General features: G+C 56.0%; 12 protein-coding genes and 4 tRNA genes. 14 read left to right on the top strand and 2 right to left on the bottom strand.

Annotation, left to right across the window (positions count from 1 at the left end; translation table 11 throughout):
* Positions 1–20: 20 nt before the first annotated feature.
* Positions 21–824: a UMP kinase gene (gene pyrH / locus J4G38_RS21235; RefSeq protein ID WP_210521235.1), complete on the bottom strand. Its 804-nt coding sequence runs from the start codon at positions 822–824 to the stop codon at positions 21–23.
* Positions 825–1,023: 199 nt separating this feature from the next.
* Positions 1,024–1,527, bottom strand: a complete 504-nt coding sequence (locus tag J4G38_RS21230) for a biotin/lipoyl-containing protein (RefSeq protein WP_210521234.1) — start codon at positions 1,525–1,527, stop codon at positions 1,024–1,026.
* A 97-nt stretch (positions 1,528–1,624) separates the two neighbouring features.
* On the opposite strand from J4G38_RS21230, the gene J4G38_RS21225 reads away from it, so the two are divergent.
* The 14 genes from J4G38_RS21225 (at position 1,625) to rpoC (ending at position 18,343) form a co-directional block, all read left to right on the top strand.
* Entirely contained in the window at positions 1,625–4,213 is a 2,589-nt protein-coding gene (locus J4G38_RS21225; protein ID WP_210521233.1) for a M1 family metallopeptidase, read from the top strand.
* 170 nt (positions 4,214–4,383) lie between these two features.
* A tRNA-Tyr gene (locus J4G38_RS21220) sits at positions 4,384–4,466 on the top strand.
* Between the two features lie 16 nt (positions 4,467–4,482).
* A tRNA-Gly gene (locus J4G38_RS21215) sits at positions 4,483–4,555 on the top strand.
* A gap of 17 nt (positions 4,556–4,572) precedes the next feature.
* A tRNA-Thr gene (locus J4G38_RS21210) sits at positions 4,573–4,644 on the top strand.
* 169 nt (positions 4,645–4,813) lie between these two features.
* A complete protein-coding gene (gene tuf / locus J4G38_RS21205) occupies positions 4,814–6,001 on the top strand; it encodes an elongation factor Tu (protein WP_210521232.1) in 1,188 nt (395 codons plus the stop codon).
* Between the two features lie 148 nt (positions 6,002–6,149).
* Positions 6,150–6,223 (top strand) — tRNA-Trp (locus tag J4G38_RS21200).
* 61 nt (positions 6,224–6,284) lie between these two features.
* A complete protein-coding gene (secE, locus tag J4G38_RS21195) occupies positions 6,285–6,479 on the top strand; it encodes a preprotein translocase subunit SecE (protein ID WP_210521231.1) in 195 nt (64 codons plus the stop codon).
* A gap of 12 nt (positions 6,480–6,491) precedes the next feature.
* A complete protein-coding gene (nusG, locus tag J4G38_RS21190) occupies positions 6,492–7,058 on the top strand; it encodes a transcription termination/antitermination protein NusG (protein ID WP_210521230.1) in 567 nt (188 codons plus the stop codon).
* Positions 7,059–7,249: 191 nt separating this feature from the next.
* Positions 7,250–7,693: a 50S ribosomal protein L11 gene (gene rplK / locus J4G38_RS21185; RefSeq protein ID WP_210521229.1), complete on the top strand. Its 444-nt coding sequence runs from the start codon at positions 7,250–7,252 to the stop codon at positions 7,691–7,693.
* A gap of 19 nt (positions 7,694–7,712) precedes the next feature.
* Positions 7,713–8,411, top strand: coding sequence for a 50S ribosomal protein L1 (gene rplA, locus J4G38_RS21180; RefSeq protein WP_210521228.1), 699 nt, complete (start codon positions 7,713–7,715; stop codon positions 8,409–8,411).
* Positions 8,412–8,426: 15 nt separating this feature from the next.
* Positions 8,427–8,975, top strand: a complete 549-nt coding sequence (gene rplJ / locus J4G38_RS21175) for a 50S ribosomal protein L10 (protein WP_210521227.1) — start codon at positions 8,427–8,429, stop codon at positions 8,973–8,975.
* Between the two features lie 66 nt (positions 8,976–9,041).
* On the top strand, positions 9,042–9,422 hold the full coding sequence (gene rplL / locus J4G38_RS21170; protein WP_210521226.1) for a 50S ribosomal protein L7/L12: 381 nt from the start codon (positions 9,042–9,044) through the stop codon (positions 9,420–9,422).
* A 252-nt stretch (positions 9,423–9,674) separates the two neighbouring features.
* Positions 9,675–13,574, top strand: coding sequence for a DNA-directed RNA polymerase subunit beta (rpoB, locus tag J4G38_RS21165; RefSeq protein ID WP_210521225.1), 3,900 nt, complete (start codon positions 9,675–9,677; stop codon positions 13,572–13,574).
* Positions 13,575–13,990: 416 nt separating this feature from the next.
* Positions 13,991–18,343 (top strand): DNA-directed RNA polymerase subunit beta', encoded by a 4,353-nt coding sequence (gene rpoC / locus J4G38_RS21160; protein WP_210521224.1) that lies wholly within the window; start codon positions 13,991–13,993, stop codon positions 18,341–18,343.
* Positions 18,344–18,366: the final 23 nt, after the last annotated feature.

The following is an 18,366-nucleotide window of genomic DNA, read 5'->3' as shown; positions in this document are numbered from 1 at the left end:
GAGCATCTGACAACTAAAAGTTAAGCTTGTTCCGGCTGGTTGCCCACCAGCGGCTGCAATGGGCTGTGCTTGGGGTCCAGCAGCGGCTTGCGGCCATCGCGGCCGGTGCCCGTGCCGCCCGCACTCACCAGCGTCCCCATCGATTCGCCGTTGAGCAAACGCTCCAGGTTGCCGGGCGTGTTCATATCGAACACGATAATCGGCAGGTTATTTTCCTTGCACAGCGTGAAGGCCGTCATATCCATCACGTTCAGGTTCTTGCTCAGCACCTCATCAAAGGTAATTTCGGCGTAGCGCGTGGCCGTGGGGTCCTTCTCCGGGTCGGCGGTATAGATGCCGTCTACCCGCGTGCCTTTCAGCACCACGTCGGCCTCGATTTCGATGGCCCGCAGCGAGGCCGCCGAGTCCGTGGTAAAATACGGCGAACCGATGCCGGCGCCAAAAATCACCACGCGGCCCTTTTCCAGGTGCCGCACGGCGCGCCGCCGGATATACGGCTCGCACACCCGCTGAATGGTGAGGCCCGAGAGCAGGCGCGTGCTTACTTCCAGTTTTTCCAGGGCACTTTGCAGCGCCATGGAGTTGATGACGGTGGCGAGCATGCCCATGTAGTCGCCCTGCACACGGTCGAGGCCGAAGGCTTCGGCCTGCACGCCGCGATAAATGTTGCCGCCGCCAATCACGACGGCCACTTGCACGCCCGTGGCGGCCACCGATTTAATTTCGGAGGCGTATTGCATCAGCCGCTCGGCATCGATGCCGTACTGCTGCTGGCCCATCAGCGCTTCGCCACTGAGTTTAAGGAGGATGCGGTTGTATTTCAAAATAAGTTGAAGCTAATGGTTACGATTCTTTTAGAGATGCCCGGTTGCCGAAGCTTCTGTAGCAGTGCCACGATTGTGGTTACGATTACTATCATTGTCCGATGATTCTCCGCTGTTCTACGGCCCGAATCCCGCCAGTCATTGGCATCCTGTGGCGGTGGTTGGCGGAAGGAATCCATGGAACAGCGCAAGTAAAAAATCAGGCGAACTGCACCAGTACCTGGCCTTTCTGCACGTTGTCGCGCAGGGTTACTTTGAGGCTGCTCACCGTGCCATCGGCCGGCGCTTTGAGGATATTTTCCATCTTCATTGCTTCCAGCACCAGCAGCGGGTCGCCTTTGAGCACGGCCTGCCCGGGCGCCACCCGGATATCTACGATGAGGCCGGGCATGGGGGCTTTTAGCTCATTGACCTTCGCGACGGCGGCGTTGCTCATGCCCAGGCGTTCGAGGAGCAGGTCGAACCGGTCTTTGCCGGTTAGCTCAATTTGCTGGCCATTTATTTTCAGCAAAATGCTTTTTATTGCGGCATCCATCGACACGACTTCCGCATTATAGGAGCGACCTTCGTGCAGGATGTGAAACCGGCCTTCGCCCAAATCCGCTAGGTCCCAGGCAAAAGGCTGGCCGTTGATTGCCACCGTATCGGCGGCGCGGTAGTCAACTTCCCAGAGTTGGCCGGGGCCGGTGCTAATTTGGAACATCTAAAAACGAGTGAGGTAGGACGGAAGCGGGGTTAAAGGTAGGCCAAATCTCAAATTAATTCAGAAATTGAGGCGTTTTTCGCCCGTCGCTGTTGGCATGAAGTATCTGGTTCCAGGCCTTACCACCCTGATGTTATTTGTGCACTTACTGGCCGTCGCGCAATCGGGGACCCCGGCCCCCGGCAAGGGGCCAAGCAAGGCACCAGTTCACAAAAAAGCCGCCCCGGCGGTTCCTGCCGCGCCTTCGTCCGCGGGCATTGTGGTGCCTTCGTGGCTGCCGGCCGAAGCGCCACTGCAGCCCGCCGTCACCATCCTCACCGAGGTGGTTGATACCAAACTCGACGTGCATTTCGACTACAAAAAGCAACACCTGCTGGGCACGGCCATCCTCACGCTGCGCTCGCACTTCTACCCGCAGACCGAAGTGGTGCTCGATGCCAAAGGATTCGACATTCAGAAAGTCGAGTTGGTCGGCGACAAGAAAAATAAGAACCTCAACTACAATTACAACCGGCGCAAGCTCGTCATCGCCCTCGACCATCCGTACCCGCGCAGCACCCCGTACCAAGTGCGCATCGTGTACGTGGCCAAGCCCAACGAGCTGCCCCAGGGCGGCTCGGCTGCCATTACCTCCGACAAAGGCCTTTATTTCATTAATCCGCTCGGCCTCGAAAAAAATAAGCCCCGCCAAATCTGGACCCAGGGCGAGACGGAAGCCAGTTCCTGCTGGTTTCCCACCATCGACAAGCCCAACCAGCGGATGACCCAGGAAATCAGCATGACCGTGGAAAAGCAGTTCAAGACGCTTTCCAACGGCCTCCTTATTTCCTCCCACGCCAACCCCGACGGCACGCGTACCGACACCTGGAAGCTCAGCGAGCCCCACGCGCCCTACCTGGCCACGATGGTCGTCGGCGATTTTGCGGTCGTGAGCGACTCCTGGCACGGCAAACCCGTCGACTACTACGTCGAGCCGCAGTACGCGGCCACAGCCCGCGCCGTGTTCGGCCACACGCCCGAAATGATGGATTTCTACTCCAAAAAGCTGGGCGTGGAGTACCCGTGGGAAAAATATGCCCAGGTAGCCGTGCGCGACTACGTGAGCGGGGCCATGGAAAACACCACGGCCACCACCCACGGCAACATCATCCAGGCTACCCGGCGCGAACTGCTCGATGCCAATTACCAAACGGCCGAATCCACCATCGCACACGAGCTGTTCCACCACTGGTTCGGCGATTATGTGACGTGTGAATCGTGGTCGAACCTGCCCCTGAACGAGTCGTTTGCCGACTACTCCGAGTACCTGTGGGCCGAGCACAAGTACGGTACCGATGAGGCCGGCCTCGTGCAGGAGATTAAAATAAACAACTACCTCGAAGAAGCCCAGTCCAAGCGCGAGCCCCTCATCCGCTACCGTTATGCCAGCCGGGAAGACATGTTCGACCGACATTCCTACGACAAGGGCGGGCGCGTGCTGCACATGCTGCGCAAGTACGTGGGCGACGACGCCTTCTTCGCCGCCCTCAATCGCTACCTGACCCAAAACAAGCAGTCAGCAGTTGAAATCTCCAAGCTGCGCGTCGCTTTCGAAGAAACCACCGGCGAAGACCTGATGTGGTTTTTCAACCAATGGTTCCTCAAGCGCGGCCATCCCGAACTCCACATCACCCACACCTACACCAACGGCCAGGTCACGTTGCGCGTGCAGCAAACCCAGGATACCCTGTTCCAGCCCGTCTACCGCCTGCCCGTCACGGTGGCCGTTTGGACCGGCAGCAACCAGCCCACTGAGCACCACCTCACCGTCACCAAGGCCGACCAGACCTTCACGCTGCCCGCCAACCAAAAGCCGAGCCTGGTCAAATTTGACAACGAAAGCCAACTCCTGGCCCAGTTCGATGAAGAGCGGACGCAGGACGAGCTGATTTTCCAGTTCTACCACGCCCAGAGCTACCAGCAGAAATCCGAAGTGCTGGAGCTGCTGCAGAATAAAACCACTGAGTTATCGGTGAGCAGCCTCCTGCGCAACGCGCTGAACGACAAGTTCTGGGCCCTCCGCCGTACGGCCCTCGACCACCTCCGCCGCTACCGGGGCCCCGAGCCCGAAGGCATGCGCAAGGACATCAAGCGCCTCGCTACCACCGACCCTAACCCCCGCGTCCGGGCGCAGGCCATCGTTACCCTGGCCAGCTTTCCCGATGGCAGCTACGGCCCGATTTACGGGGCTGCCGTTGTCGATAGCTCTGCCCTCGTCGCGGCCGCCGCAGTCGAAGTCCTGTCCAAAAAGCCCGAAACCAATTCCCGCCAGCAGGTTGCTGCCCTCGATAACACGACCAGTAGCCCGCTAATCCTGGCCGTAGCTGATTTTTATGCCCTCAATGGCGGCCTCGACCAGTACCCGTGGTTCCTGCGCCGCCTGTCTGACGTTGCCGACGCCGATTTGTACGCGTACTTCCAATCCTTCGGCACCCTCATGACTCACATTCCCCCCGTAGAGCGTGACAAAGGTCTAAGAGTCCTGGAAGAATACGCCCGCAATGCACCGCAGTATTACGTCCGGTTGGGCGCGTATCGCGGCCTAGCTATGCTCATGCCCACCAACCCCACGTTGAAGGCCGTGCTGCAGAATATCCGCGAAAAAGAAACGGACGACCGATTAAAGGCATTCTATAATCTCATGTAGAAGCATCAGGAGGGGCTTTTTTCAAAAAAGACCAACCTTTTTTTGCCTTACCGCTTGCCCGTTGTCAGAAAAGCTTTAATTTTGCGACTCCTTACGAAACACTACTACTCTGGTAGCCGTCAAAATGAGGGGGTTTCGCTTCTTGGCAATCGGCCGGCAAGCACCAAATTGGGGAGGTTCCAGAGCGGCCAAATGGGACAGACTGTAACTCTGTTAGTGTAAACTTTCGAAGGTTCGAATCCTTCTCTCCCCACTTTATAAGACCATCTGCGGGAGTAGCTCAGTTGGTAGAGCGGCAGCCTTCCAAGCTGCAGGTCGCGGGTTCGAACCTCGTCTCCCGCTCAACTTTTTCAGAATAAGCCGTTTTAGCTCAGTGGTAGAGCACTTCCTTGGTAAGGAAGAGGTCATGGGTTCAAATCCCATAAATGGCTCAGATTATAACCCCAAGTCCTGCAGCCTGAATTTTCTGGCCGCGGGCGCGGTTCTCCCAGGTAAGCGACGCACAGTTTTCTATTTCGTAGGGGCTGAGTCTCGCTTTCTTGTTGTAGGGTCGTATTTATCCTTCAAATTCACTTCACCACCTCTTTTTTACTCTTTACAATGGCTAAAGAAAATTTCGACCGGTCCAAGCCGCACGTAAACATCGGTACCATCGGTCACGTCGACCACGGCAAGACCACCCTGACCGCTGCTATCACCATGGTGTTGGCAAACCAGGGCCTGGCCGAAAAGCGTGATTTCTCTTCGATTGACAATGCCCCCGAAGAAAAAGAGCGTGGTATCACTATCAACACCTCGCACGTAGAGTACTCGACGGTTAACCGTCACTACGCCCACGTTGACTGCCCCGGCCACGCCGACTATGTGAAGAACATGGTTACCGGTGCTGCCCAGATGGACGGTGCTATCCTCGTGGTAGCTGCCACCGACGGCCCGATGCCCCAGACCCGTGAGCACATCCTGCTCGCCCGTCAGGTAGGTGTTCCTCAGCTGGTGGTATTCATGAACAAAGTTGACATGGTGGATGACCCCGAGCTCCTCGAGCTGGTGGAAATGGAAATCCGTGAGCTGCTTTCGTTCTACGACTTCGACGGCGACAACATTCCGGTTATCCAGGGTTCGGCCCTCGGCGGCCTGAACGGCGATGCTGCCTGGGTTCCTAAAATCAACGAACTGATGGAAGCGGTTGACTCGTTCATTCCGATTCCGGCCCGTCTGACCGACCTGCCCTTCCTGATGCCTGTTGAGGACGTGTTTTCGATTACCGGCCGTGGCACTGTGGCCACCGGTCGTATCGAGCGCGGTATCATCAACTCGGGTGAGCAAGTTGACATCCTCGGCATGGGTGCCGAAGGCTTGAAGTCGACGGTTACGGGTGTGGAAATGTTCCGCAAAATCCTGGACCGTGGCGAAGCTGGTGACAACGTAGGTCTGCTGCTCCGCGGTATTGAGAAAGAAGCCATCCGTCGCGGCATGGTTATCTGCAAGCCCGGTTCGGTAACTCCTCACAAAAAGTTCAAGGCCGAAGTCTACGTTCTCTCGAAAGAGGAAGGTGGCCGTCACACGCCGTTCTTCAACAACTACCGTCCGCAGTTCTACCTGCGCACCACCGACGTTACCGGCATCATCACCCTCCCCGAGGGCGTTGAAATGGTAATGCCCGGCGACAACATCACCATCACCGTTGAGCTCATCAACAAGGTGGCAATGGAGAAAGGCCTCCGCTTCGCTATCCGTGAGGGTGGTCGTACGGTCGGTGCCGGTCAGGTAACGGAAGTTCTCGACTAAGCTCCGGCTTAACAGTAAAAAAAGCCGCTTCCGAAACCTCGGGGGCGGCTTTTTTACGCTGAAACAGAACGGAGTATTTGTTTTCTCCACTGTTTCTCTTACCTTTGCACTCCCTTTGGCGAAATGCGCTTTACGGGAATGTCAACAAACGAGTGTAGTTCAAGGGTAGAATAGAGGTCTCCAAAACCTTTGATGGGAGTTCGAATCTCTCCACTCGTGCCATTTGGGCCAATTGGTCCGCTCCATGTTGTTTTCAGCGGCAACGCTGTTTTTTCCTCATCCAATGGACAAACTGAGCAATTACTTCCGCGCCACCATCGAGGAAATGCGTTACAACGTAACGTGGCCCACGACGACGGAACTGCAAAAGAGCGCCGGTCTCGTGCTGATTGGTTCGCTCGTGTTTGCCGTCGTGGTGGGCGTCATGGATATCAGCTTTGAGTCGGTACTTAAAGCGTTTTATAACTCGTTTCGCTAATCAGCAGTCAAGATGGGCGAATTGAAATGGTACGTGGTGCGCTCCGTGAGCGGCCAGGAGAAAAAAGCCAAAAATTACCTCGAAACCGAGCTCGGCCGGCATAGCCTGACCGAGCTTGTTCCGCAAGTGCTGATTCCAGTCGAGAAGGTGTTTGAGATGCGCAACGGCAAGAAGCGCGTCCGCGAGCGGAACCTCTACCCCGGCTACATCATCATTCATGCTGACCTCAGCCACGGCGAAGTAGACCACATCATCACCAGCACGCCTGGCGTAATTGGTTTCCTCGGCGACAAAGACAAGAAGGACGCGGCCAACAACAAGCCCGTTCCGCTGCACATCACCGAAGTGAATCGCATCCTTGGTATTGTGGACGAAGCCGAGCAGCAGACTACCGCTACACTTGATAAGCCTTACGTAGTAGGCGAACTTGTGAAAGTGGTGGACGGCCCTTTTAATGGCTTCTCTGGTAATGTAGACGAAGTATTTGAAGAGCGGAAGAAACTCAACGTGGTAGTGAAGATTTTCGGCCGTTCGCAGCCAGTAGAACTTAGCTACACCCAAGTAGAAAAAGAAGTATAATCAGTTGTTAGTTGTTAGTTGCTGGTTGTCAGGAAACGATTCTGAAAACTAACAACTGACAACCAGTAACTAACAACTAGATAAATACCACGCCGACTAATTGCTCCGGGTCGGCGGGGCTTCCAAACAGGAGTTTACTAAACTGAGGCAAGCACGAGTTACGACGTAGGCGCCCCAGACTACACAATCAAATGGCCAAAGAAATCAGAGGTTATCTGCGTCTGCAGATAAAGGGAGGCTCAGCGAACCCATCGCCGCCGGTAGGACCTGCACTTGGTAGCAAAGGCTTGAACATCATGGAGTTTTGCAAGCAGTTCAATGCGCGCACCCAAGATAAAGCCGGCCAAGTTTGTCCTGTACTCATCACCATGTACACCGATAAGTCGTTCGACTTCGTGGTGAAGACGGCACCAGCTCCGGTGCTGCTCATGGAAGCTGCCAAGTTGACGAGCGGTTCGAAAGAGCCGAACCGGAACAAAGTGGGCTCCGTGACATGGGACCAGGTACGCACCATTGCCGAAACGAAAATGGTTGACTTGAACGCCTTTAAGGTGGAGTCGGCTATGAAATCGGTAGCTGGTACGGCTCGTAGCATGGGTATCACCATCAGTGGCACTTCTCCTTTTGCTGAATAATTAAACGGAGAAACGACACATGGCACAAGTAAGCAAAAAGCGCAAGGAAGCCCTTGCCAAACACGACCTGACGCAAATGCGCAGCCTCGTGGAAGCCGCAATCGTGGTGAAGGACATTACCTACACCAAGTTCGATGCTTCAGTAGATATTGACGTTCGCCTCGGTGTGGACCCCCGCAAAGCGGACCAGATGGTTCGTGGCGTGGCCACCCTGCCCCACGGCACCGGCAAAACCGTTCGCGTTCTGGCGCTCGTGACTCCAGATAAGGAGGCCGAAGCTCTGGCCGCCGGCGCCGACTTCGTGGGTCTGGACGACTATATCTCGAAAATCGAGAAAGGCTGGACTGACATCGACGTAATCATCACCATGCCGGCTGTTATGGCCAAAGTGGGTCGCCTGGGCCGTGTGCTCGGTCCCCGTGGTCTGATGCCGAACCCGAAGTCGGGCACCGTTACGACCGACGTCGCTAAGGCGGTGCAGGAAGTGAAGGCTGGTAAAATCGACTTTAAAGTTGACAAAACCGGTATCATTCACTGCTCCGTGGGTAAAGTATCGTTCGACCCGAGCATGCTGGCCGAAAACGCCCTGGAGGTAATCCAGACGTTGGGTCGCCTGAAGCCTTCGTCTTCGAAAGGTACCTACATCAAGAGCATTACGCTCAGTAGCACGATGTCGCCCGCCGTTCCGGTGGACAGCCAGGTAAACTCCGCTAGCTAATTAACCCAACCAAACATGACTCGGGAAGAAAAACAAACCCTCGTGGATGAGTTGAGCGGAAAAATGCAATCGCACAACTCGTTCTACATTGTCGATGCTTCGGTGATGTCGGTAGCGAAAATCAACGACTTCCGTCGCCTCGCGTTCAACCGCGGCCTGGAATACAAGGTGTACAAAAACACCTTCATCCGGAAAGCCCTGGACACCCTCGGCCACGACACGTCGGAAATGGATGCCGCGCTGAAAGGCCAGTCGGGCGTATTGTTCTCTACGGAGAGCGGCTCGGCTCCTGCTAAAATGCTGCGCGACTTCTATAAGGCGCAGGCTTACGGCCGCGGCGTTACGCCGAAGCCCGTGCTGAAAGGCGCTTATGTGGATGCCAGCATCTACATCGGTTCCGACCAGCTTGAAGGTCTCACGACCCTCAAAGGCAAGCAGGAACTGCTCGGTGAACTCATCGGTCTGCTGCAATCGCCTGCCAAAAACGTTATCTCGGCTCTTCAGAGCGGTGGCAACAAACTGGCCGGTATCCTCAAAACGCTTTCCGAGAAAGAGGCCGCCTAAGCGCCCACTCTTTTTCGACTTCAATACTAAATTTTCAACAACACATTTTTTTAACAATCTACAGAAATGGCAGATTTGAAAGCATTCGCTGAGCAGCTTGTAAACCTGACGGTGAAAGAAGTAAACGAATTGGCAACCATCCTGAAGGACGAGTACGGCATCGAGCCCGCTGCTGCTGCTCCCGTAATGATGGCTGGTGGCGGCGGCGCTGCTGCTGAAGAAGCTCCCGAGGAGAAGACGTCGTTCGACGTTATCCTGAAGGCTGCCGGTGGTGCCAAACTGGCTGTGGTGAAACTGGTGAAAGACCTGACCGGTCTGGGCCTGAAAGAGGCTAAAGAGCTGGTTGACGGTGCTCCCAAAGCTGTGAAAGAAGGCGTAACCAAGGACGAGGCTGAGTCGCTGAAAAAGCAGCTCGAAGAAGCCGGTGCTGAAGTAGAGGTTAAGTAATTTCTGCTCCTGAAGCATTCCCGGACTCGCTTCAAATAAGGATTAGACCTGGCAACTAAGCCAGGTCTTTTCCTGTTTGTAGTCCGGCAGTTGCCTCAGGCTTCCGTTTAAAGAGTTATCCGCGCCCCTTAGGCGCTTTTTTGGACTGTGCCCAGGTCTAAGTAATTAGCTTAGGATGTGCACTTTCCAGTTGTCGACGTTCGGTTGGCAAATATAGTACGCTTCCGTGTCCATCTTTTAATCCCCCACGCATTGGCTACACCGAAAGCAAAAACGGCCGCGCTTAAAAAGGCCGCCGCTGAGCGAATTTCTTTCGCTAAGATTAGAAAGGTTATTGAGTACCCTGACTTCCTGGACGTGCAAGTGCGCTCGTTTCAGGAATTCTTCCAGTTGGAGACGGCTGCCGAGCGCCGTTCTAACGAGGGATTGTTCAAAGTGTTTGCCGAGAACTTCCCGATTTCCGATTCGCGCGAAAACTTCGTGCTCAACTTTATCGATTATCACGTCGACCCGCCGAAATATTCGGTTGACGAGTGCATCGACCGTGGTTTGACTTATTCAGTTCCACTGAAAGCCAAGCTGCGTTTGATTTGCAATGATAAGGACAACGAGGACTTCGAGACGATTGAGCAGGAGGTGTTCCTCGGGAACATTCCCTACATGACCGTGAAGGGCTCGTTTGTTATCAACGGCGCCGAGCGCGTTATCGTATCGCAGCTACACCGTTCGCCGGGCGTATTCTTCGCCCAGAGCAAGCACACGAACGGTACCAAGCTGTATTCGGCCCGGATTATTCCGTTCAAAGGCTCGTGGATTGAATTTGCCACGGACGTGAACAACGTGATGTATGCGTACATCGACCGGAAGAAGAAATTCCCGGTGACGACGCTGCTTCGCGCCATCGGCTACGGCACGGACAAAGACATTCTCGACCTGTTCGGGCTGTCGGAGGAAGTGAAATCCGATAAGAAAAACCTTAAGAAAGCCGTGGGCCGCAAGCTCGCTGCCCGGGTGCTCCGCACCTGGACGGAAGACTTCGTGGACGAAGACACCGGCGAAGTCGTATCCATCGACCGCAACGAAGTGTTGCTGGAGCGGGATTCTGTGATTGAGGAAGCCGATATTGATACCATCCTTGAAGCTGGCGTTAAGTCGGTCATTCTGCACCGTGAGAATGTGAACATTGCGGACTTCGCAATTATTTACAACACGCTGCAAAAGGATAACTCCAACTCGGAGAAAGAAGCCGTTGAGCAGATTTACCGCCAGCTCCGGAACACGGAAGCTCCCGACGAAGAAACGGCCCGTGACATCATCCAGAAGCTGTTTTTCTCGGATAAGCGCTACGACCTCGGGGAAGTAGGCCGCTACCGGATTAACAAGAAGCTCCAGATTGACATGGCGCAGGAGTCGCGGGTGTTGACCAATGAGGACATTGTTCTCATCGTGAAGTACCTGATTGGCTTGATTAACTCGAAGGCCATTGTCGATGACATTGACCACTTGAGCAACCGTCGGGTGCGCACTGTGGGCGAGCAGCTTTATGCACAGTTTGGCGTGGGCCTGGCCCGGATGGCGCGTACCATTAAGGAGCGCATGAACGTGCGTGACAACGAGGACTTCAAGCCAGTGGACCTGATTAACGCCCGGACGTTGTCCAGCGTTATCAACTCGTTCTTCGGTACGAACCAACTGTCGCAGTTCATGGACCAAACCAACCCGCTGGCCGAGGTGACGCACAAGCGTCGCGTATCGGCGCTCGGGCCGGGAGGTCTGTCGCGTGAGCGTGCTGGCTTTGAGGTACGTGACGTTCACTACACGCACTACGGTCGTCTTTGCACGATTGAAACACCGGAAGGACCTAACATTGGTCTGATTTCGTCGCTGTGTGTTCACGCTCGCGTGAATGCCATGGGCTTCATCGAAACTCCTTACCGTGATGTGAAAGCAGGTAAGGTGGACATGAGCCCCAACGTGAAATTCCTGACTGCTGAGGAAGAGGATACTCACCACATCGCGCAGGCCAACTCCCTGCTGGATGAAGGCGGCAACCTGACCCAGGAATTGGTGAAAGGCCGTTTTGAAGGTGACTTCCCGGTGGTAAATCCGTCGGAATACTCCTACATGGACGTGGCCCCGAACCAGATTGTATCGGTTGCAGCTTCGCTGATTCCATTCCTGGAACACGATGATGCTAACCGGGCACTGATGGGCTCGAACATGCAGCGCCAGGCGGTGCCGCTGCTTCGCCCCGAGGCTCCTATTGTGGGCACGGGTCTGGAAGCGCGTATTGCCAGCGACTCGCGGACGCTGATTATGTCGGAAGGCGAAGGCGTGATTGACTACGTTGACGCTAACAAAATCGTGGTGAAGTACGACCTCACGGAGGACGACATCATGGTGAGCTTCGACGCTGAGCGTATTACGTACGACCTCATCAAGTTCCGTCGCACCAACCAGGACACCTGCCTCAACCTGACACCGCTCGTGAAGCGCGGCGAGCGGGTAACCAAAGGCCAGGCCCTCTGCGAAGGTTACGGCACCAACCAGGGCGAACTCGCCCTGGGCCGCAACATGCAGGTGGCATTTATGCCGTGGCAGGGCTACAACTTCGAGGATGCCATCGTCATCTCGGAGCGCGTGGTTCGCGACGACATTTTTACCTCGATTCACATTGAGGAGTTTGAGTTGGAAGTGCGCGAGACCAAGCGCGGCGAAGAAGAACTGACCTCGGAAATTCCGAACGTGAGCGAAGAAGCCGTGCGCAACCTCGACGACAACGGTATTATCCGCCTCGGTGCTGAAGTGAAGGAAGGCGACATCCTGATTGGTAAAATCACGCCGAAAGGCGAGACGGACCCGACTCCGGAAGAGAAGCTGCTTCGCGCCATCTTCGGCGATAAGGCCGGCGATGTGAAGGATGCTTCCCTCAAAGCACCGCCCTCCTTGCAGGGTGTGGTGATCGGCACCAAGCTCTTCTCACGTCCTAAAAAAGACAAAAACCTCCGGGCTAAGTCGAAGAAGGAAGTGGAAGACCTGAAGGCGACCTACGCGCAAGAATTACGCGGTGTAAAAGCCATCATGATTGATAAGCTGGTGCAACTGCTGGAAGGCAAGACGAGCCAGGGCATTAAGCACCGCTTCGGCGAGGAGATGATTGCTAAAGGTGTGAAGTTCAATCGTAAGAATATCAACGAGGGGATGTTCCCTGAGAAGAATCCTTACAAGGACGAAAGCAACTACGCCGTTCCGGAAGAAGTCAACTTGTTCAAGGACTTGATTCTGGAAGGCTGGACGGCTGATGCCCGCGTGAATGGCCTGGTGCTGGAGCTGGTGCGTAACTACGCCAAGCGCCGCAACACCATCACCGCGCGCTTCAAGCGTCAGCGCTTCACCCTGGAAGTAGGGGATGAGCTGCCCGCTGGCATCGTGCAGCTGGCCAAAGTTTACATCGCCAAGAAGCGCAAGCTGAAGGTGGGTGATAAAATGGCAGGTCGCCACGGAAACAAAGGTGTGGTAGCCCGCATCGTACGCGATGAGGACATGCCTTTCCTGGCCGACGGCACGCCGATGGACATCGTACTGAACCCCCTGGGTGTGCCTAGCCGCATGAACATCGGGCAGATTTACGAGACCGTACTCGGTTGGGCTGGCCTGAAATTGGGTCGCACGTACGCTACCCCGATTTTCGACGGTGCTACCGAAGCCGAAGTATCGGCGGAGTTGACCGAGGCGGGCTTGCCCACCTTCGGCCGGACTTACCTGCACGATGGCCTGACCGGCCAGCAGTTTGACCAGCCGGTGACCGTGGGCGTGATTTATATGCTCAAACTTGGTCACTTGGTGGATGACAAGATGCACGCTCGTTCCATCGGGCCGTACTCGCTCATCACGCAGCAACCGCTGGGTGGTAAGGCGCAGTTCGGTGGTCAGCGCTTCGGCGAGATGGAAGTGTGGGCACTGGAGGCCTTCGGCGCGTCCAACGTGCTCCAGGAAATTCTGACGGTGAAGTCGGATGACGTGGTCGGCCGTGCTAAAGCGTACGAAGCCATTGTAAAAGGCGACGTATTGCCCAAGCCCAACATCCCCGAGTCGTTCAACGTGTTGCTCCACGAACTGCGTGGTCTAGCGCTGGAAATTACCTTGGAATAATTAGTTGTCGGTTGCTCGCTGTGAGTTGTTAAATTTCTTATTGAAACTAATAACAGGCAACGAGCAACTAACAACCAAACCCCTGCCGGCAGGCAACAGGAGCCGCTGATTGAGCTACTCTGGTAACGAAGGGTGCGAAAACGCTTCGGTGAAAGAAATAGGGGAGGCTGTTCCGAGATATGGTCAGTACAGCAGTTTTCTCTCTGAATTTCCTAATCGAAGGCCTTCCGCCGTTCCGCGCTGCCGGTCAGATTTAATAAATAGACCTTTTGGAAGTGCCTTTGCCAAACATACCTATCTGTTCAGCAAAGGCACTTTTCTAAGTGTCAAACTGTTTGCTTCTCTTGCGCCCTTCTGGCGAAGGGTGAAGGAGCAAACAGCTCAAAGCCAACAGCTAACAGCTTAAAACCAATCAAATGGCTTTCGCAAAAAACAAGAAACTGGTGCAGGACTTCTCCAAAGTCACCATTTCGCTGGCCTCGCCCGAAGCAATTCTGGAGCGCAGCACCGGCGAAGTGGTGAAGCCTGAAACCATCAATTACCGCACGTACAAGCCCGAGATGGGTGGCTTGTTCTGCGAGCGGATTTTCGGTCCGGTGAAGGACTGGGAATGCCACTGTGGTAAGTACAAGCGCATCCGCTACAAGGGCATTATCTGCGACCGTTGCGGCGTGGAGGTGACCGAGAAGAAGGTGCGTCGTGAGCGCATGGGCCACATCGAGTTGGTGGTGCCCGTTGCCCACATCTGGTACTTCAAGTCGCTACCCAACAAAATCGGATACCTGCTGGGCCTGCCCACCAAGAAGCTCGACCAGATTATCTATTACGAGCGGTACGTCGTTGTTCAGCCCGGCACTTTGGCTGAAGAAGGCGTGCAGATTCTCGACTTCCTCACCGAAGACGAGTACCTGGACATCATCGACAAGCTCCCCCGGGAGAACCAGATGCTGCCCAACGAGGACCCCAACAAGTTCATCGCCCGCATGGGTGCTGATGCCCTGCACATGTTGCTGGAGCGCATCAACCTGGACGAGTTGAGCTACTCGCTGCGGGACTCGGCTGCCCACGAAACCTCGCAGCAGCGTAAGGCTGAGGCCCTGAAGCGTCTGCGCGTAGTGGAAGCTTTCCGTGACGCCGCTACCCGCGTGGAAAACCGCCCCGAGTGGATGGTTATCCGCATGGTGCCGGTGATTCCTCCGGAACTGCGTCCCCTCGTTCCGCTCGACGGTGGCCGTTTCGCCACTTCCGACCTGAACGACCTGTACCGTCGCGTTATCATCCGCAACAACCGCCTCAAGCGCCTGATTGAAATCAAAGCGCCGGAGGTAATTCTGCGGAACGAGAAACGGATGCTGCAGGAAGCCGTTGACTCCCTGTTCGACAACTCGCGCAAGGTGAACGCCGTGCGCGCCGAAGGCAACCGCGCCCTGAAGTCGCTGTCCGATATGCTGAAAGGCAAGCAGGGCCGCTTCCGTCAGAACCTGCTCGGTAAGCGGGTCGACTACTCGGGTCGTTCGGTAATCGTCGTGGGTCCGGAGCTGAAGCTGCACGAATGTGGCCTGCCCAAGAACATGGCGGCCGAGCTGTTCAAGCCGTTCATCATCCGCAAGCTCATCGAGCGCGGTATTGTGAAGACGGTGAAATCGGCTAAGAAAATCGTGGACCGCAAGGACGCCGTTGTTTGGGACATCCTGGAAAATGTGCTGAAAGGCCACCCAGTGCTCCTCAACCGGGCCCCTACGCTTCACCGTCTGGGCATCCAGGCGTTCCAGCCGCGCCTCATCGAGGGCAAGGCTATCCAGCTGCATCCCCTCGTTTGTACGGCTTTCAACGCTGACTTTGACGGTGACCAGATGGCTGTGCACGTTCCGCTGGGACCGGCCGCTATCCTGGAAGCCTCTATGCTCATGCTGGCGTCGCACAACATCCTGAACCCCGCCAACGGCGCACCCATCGCGGTGCCGTCGCAGGACATGGTTCTGGGCCTGTATTACGTGACCAAAGGCAAGCGCAGCACCGACGACGAGAAAATCCAGGGCGAAGGCCGGGTGTTCTACTCGGACGAAGAAGTTGTGATTGCTCTCAATGAAGGCCAGCTGTCGAAGCATGCCTACATTAAGGTGCGGACGCAGATTCGCGACGAGAACGACGACTTGGTTACCAAAATCGTGGAGACTGTGGCCGGTCGCGTACTGTTCAATCAGCTTGTGCCTGCTGAAGTTGGTTTCGTGGACGAGCTGCTGACCAAGAAGAAGCTTCAGCAAATCATCTCGACGGTATTCAAGCGCACGGGCATGGCCCGCACCGCGCAGTTCCTGGACGACATCAAGACCCTCGGCTTCCAGTCGGCCTACAAAGGCGGCCTGAGCATGGGCCTGGGCGATATCCAGATTCCGAAAGAGAAAGACGAGCTGGTGCTGCAAGCCCAGAATGACGTGAAGGCCGTTACTCAGAACTACCAGATGGGTCTGATTACCGACAACGAGCGTTACAACCAGGTTATCGATATCTGGACGCGTATCAACAACCAAATCACGGAAACGCTGATGGGTCGTTTGGAGCGCGAGAACCAGGGCTTCAACTCCATCTACATGATGATGCACTCGGGAGCCCGTGGCTCGCGCGAGCAGATTCGTCAGTTGGGCGGGATGCGTGGCCTGATGGCCAAGCCCCAGAAGTCGCTGCAAGGCTCGATTGGCGAGATTATCGAAAACCCGATTCTGTCGAACTTCAAAGAAGGCCTCGACGTAATTGAGTACTTTATCTCGACGCACGGTGCCCGGAAAGGTCTGGCTGACACGGCTCTGAAGACGGCTGACGCCGGCTACCTGACCCGTCGTCTGGTAGACGTTTCGCAGGACGTAATCGTAAACGAGCCGGACTGCGGTACCCTGCGTGGCATCGAAACCTTCGCGTTGAAAGACAACGAGGACATCGTTGAGCCGCTGGCCGAGCGTATCCTGGGCCGCGTAACGGTTCACGATATCATCGACCCGCTGACCGATGAGATTATCCTGACTTCCGGTTCGGAAATCAAGGAAGACACGACGCGTCGCATTGATGCTACCAGCATTGAGTCGGTGGAGATTCGCTCGGTGCTGACTTGCGAAAGCAAGCGCGGCATCTGCGCCAAGTGCTACGGCCGTAACCTGGCTTCGGGCCGTATGGTGCAGCGTGGCGAGGCGGTTGGTGTTATCGCCGCTCAGTCGATTGGTGAGCCTGGCACGCAGTTGACCTTGCGTACCTTCCACGTAGGTGGTACGGCTTCCAACATCGCAGTTGAGTCGAGCATCAAGTCCAAGTTCGCCGGTGTGGTGGAGTTTGAAGACGTACGTACCGTGGCCACCACTACCGCCGAAGGCGTGAAGGGTGCCGTGGTAATGGGTCGCTCGGGCGAAATCCGCATCGTGGAGAAAGGCACTGGCAAGGTGTTTACCTCAAACCACGTTCCTTACGGTTCTTTCATGCTGGTGGAAGAAGGCCAGGAAGTGGAGAAAGGCCAGGAGTTGAACAACTGGGACCCGTACAACGCCGTTATTCTTGCCGAGTTCGACGGTACCGTGCAGTACGACGCCATCACCGAAGGCATCACGTATCGTGAGGAATCGGACGAACAGACCGGTCACCGCGAGAAGGTTATCATCGAGTCAAAGGCCAAGGACCAGAACCCGTCCATCATCATTCGCCCCGGCAAAAAGGGCGACGCTGAAGGCCAGAAGGCCTACAGCATCCCGGTGGGCTCGCACATCAGCGTGGAGAACAACGAGAAAATCAAAGCCGGACAAATCCTGGCCAAGATTCCTCGGGCCGTGGGCAAAACCCGCGACATCACCGGTGGTCTGCCCCGCGTAACGGAGCTTTTCGAAGCCCGGAACCCGTCGAACCCCGCCGTGGTATCGGAAATCGACGGCGTGGTAACCTACGGCACCGTGAAACGCGGTAACCGGGAAATCTACGTCGAGTCGAAAGACGGGGTCAAGAAGAAGTACATGGTGCCGCTGTCGAAGCACATTCTGGTGCAGGACAACGACTTTATCCGCGCCGGCATGCCGCTGTCGGATGGTGCCATCACGCCTTCGGACATTCTGAGCATTCAGGGACCCGGCGCCGTGCAGGAGTACCTCGTGAACGAGATTCAGGAAGTGTACCGCTTGCAGGGTGTGAAAATCAACGACAAGCACATCGAGGTGGTAGTGCGCCAGATGATGCAGAAAGTGGTGATTCTGGATGCCGGTGACACGTCGTTCCTCGAAAACCAGGTGATTGATAAAATCATCTTCATGGCCGAGAACGACATGATTATCGACATGAAAGTGGTGACCGAAGCCGGTGATTCGAGCAACATGAAGCCTGGTCAGATTGTGACGGCCCGTCGCCTCCGCGACGAGAACAGCAGCCTGAAACGCCGCGACCTTGCCCTCGTGCAAGTGCGCGATGCGCAGCCTTCGGTTTCGCGCCCCACGCTGCAAGGCATCACGCAGGCCTCGCTGGGCACTGCCTCGTTCATCTCGGCCGCATCCTTCCAGGAGACGACCAAGGTGCTGAGCGAAGCCGCCATCCGTGGCAAGGCCGACCAGCTGCTGGGCTTGAAGGAGAACGTAATCGTCGGTCACCTCATCCCGGCCGGTACCGGTCTGCGCGAGTACACCCGCCAGATTGTCGGCTCGAAAGAGGAGATGGAAGCTGCCCAAGCCGCGCAAGCTGCCGAAGCCGCCGTTCCCGCCAAGCGCCCCAGCCGGGCTGGCAAGCGCGAAGTGTCGGCCGAGTAATCTGCCGTAGGTTTGTAATGGAA

Origin of the sequence: Hymenobacter terricola (assembly GCF_017921975.2) — a bacterium.
Lineage (GTDB): Bacteria > Bacteroidota > Bacteroidia > Cytophagales > Hymenobacteraceae > Hymenobacter > Hymenobacter terricola.
Note: the sequence above shows the minus strand (reverse complement) of the source record. Positions and strands in the feature narration are given on the sequence as shown.

Bases quoted from the DNA above. Each gene is read 5' to 3' on its own strand.
- J4G38_RS21230 (WP_210521234.1), bottom strand. From the start codon at position 1,527: ATGTTCCAAATTAGCACCGGCCCCGGCCAACTCTGGGAAGTTGACTAC.
- J4G38_RS21225 (WP_210521233.1), top strand. From the start codon at position 1,625: ATGAAGTATCTGGTTCCAGGCCTTACCACCCTGATGTTATTTGTGCAC.
- tuf (WP_210521232.1), top strand. From the start codon at position 4,814: ATGGCTAAAGAAAATTTCGACCGGTCCAAGCCGCACGTAAACATCGGT.
- secE (WP_210521231.1), top strand. From the start codon at position 6,285: ATGGACAAACTGAGCAATTACTTCCGCGCCACCATCGAGGAAATGCGT.
- nusG (WP_210521230.1), top strand. From the start codon at position 6,492: ATGGGCGAATTGAAATGGTACGTGGTGCGCTCCGTGAGCGGCCAGGAG.
- rplK (WP_210521229.1), top strand. From the start codon at position 7,250: ATGGCCAAAGAAATCAGAGGTTATCTGCGTCTGCAGATAAAGGGAGGC.
- rplA (WP_210521228.1), top strand. From the start codon at position 7,713: ATGGCACAAGTAAGCAAAAAGCGCAAGGAAGCCCTTGCCAAACACGAC.
- rplJ (WP_210521227.1), top strand. From the start codon at position 8,427: ATGACTCGGGAAGAAAAACAAACCCTCGTGGATGAGTTGAGCGGAAAA.
- rplL (WP_210521226.1), top strand. From the start codon at position 9,042: ATGGCAGATTTGAAAGCATTCGCTGAGCAGCTTGTAAACCTGACGGTG.
- rpoC (WP_210521224.1), top strand. From the start codon at position 13,991: ATGGCTTTCGCAAAAAACAAGAAACTGGTGCAGGACTTCTCCAAAGTC.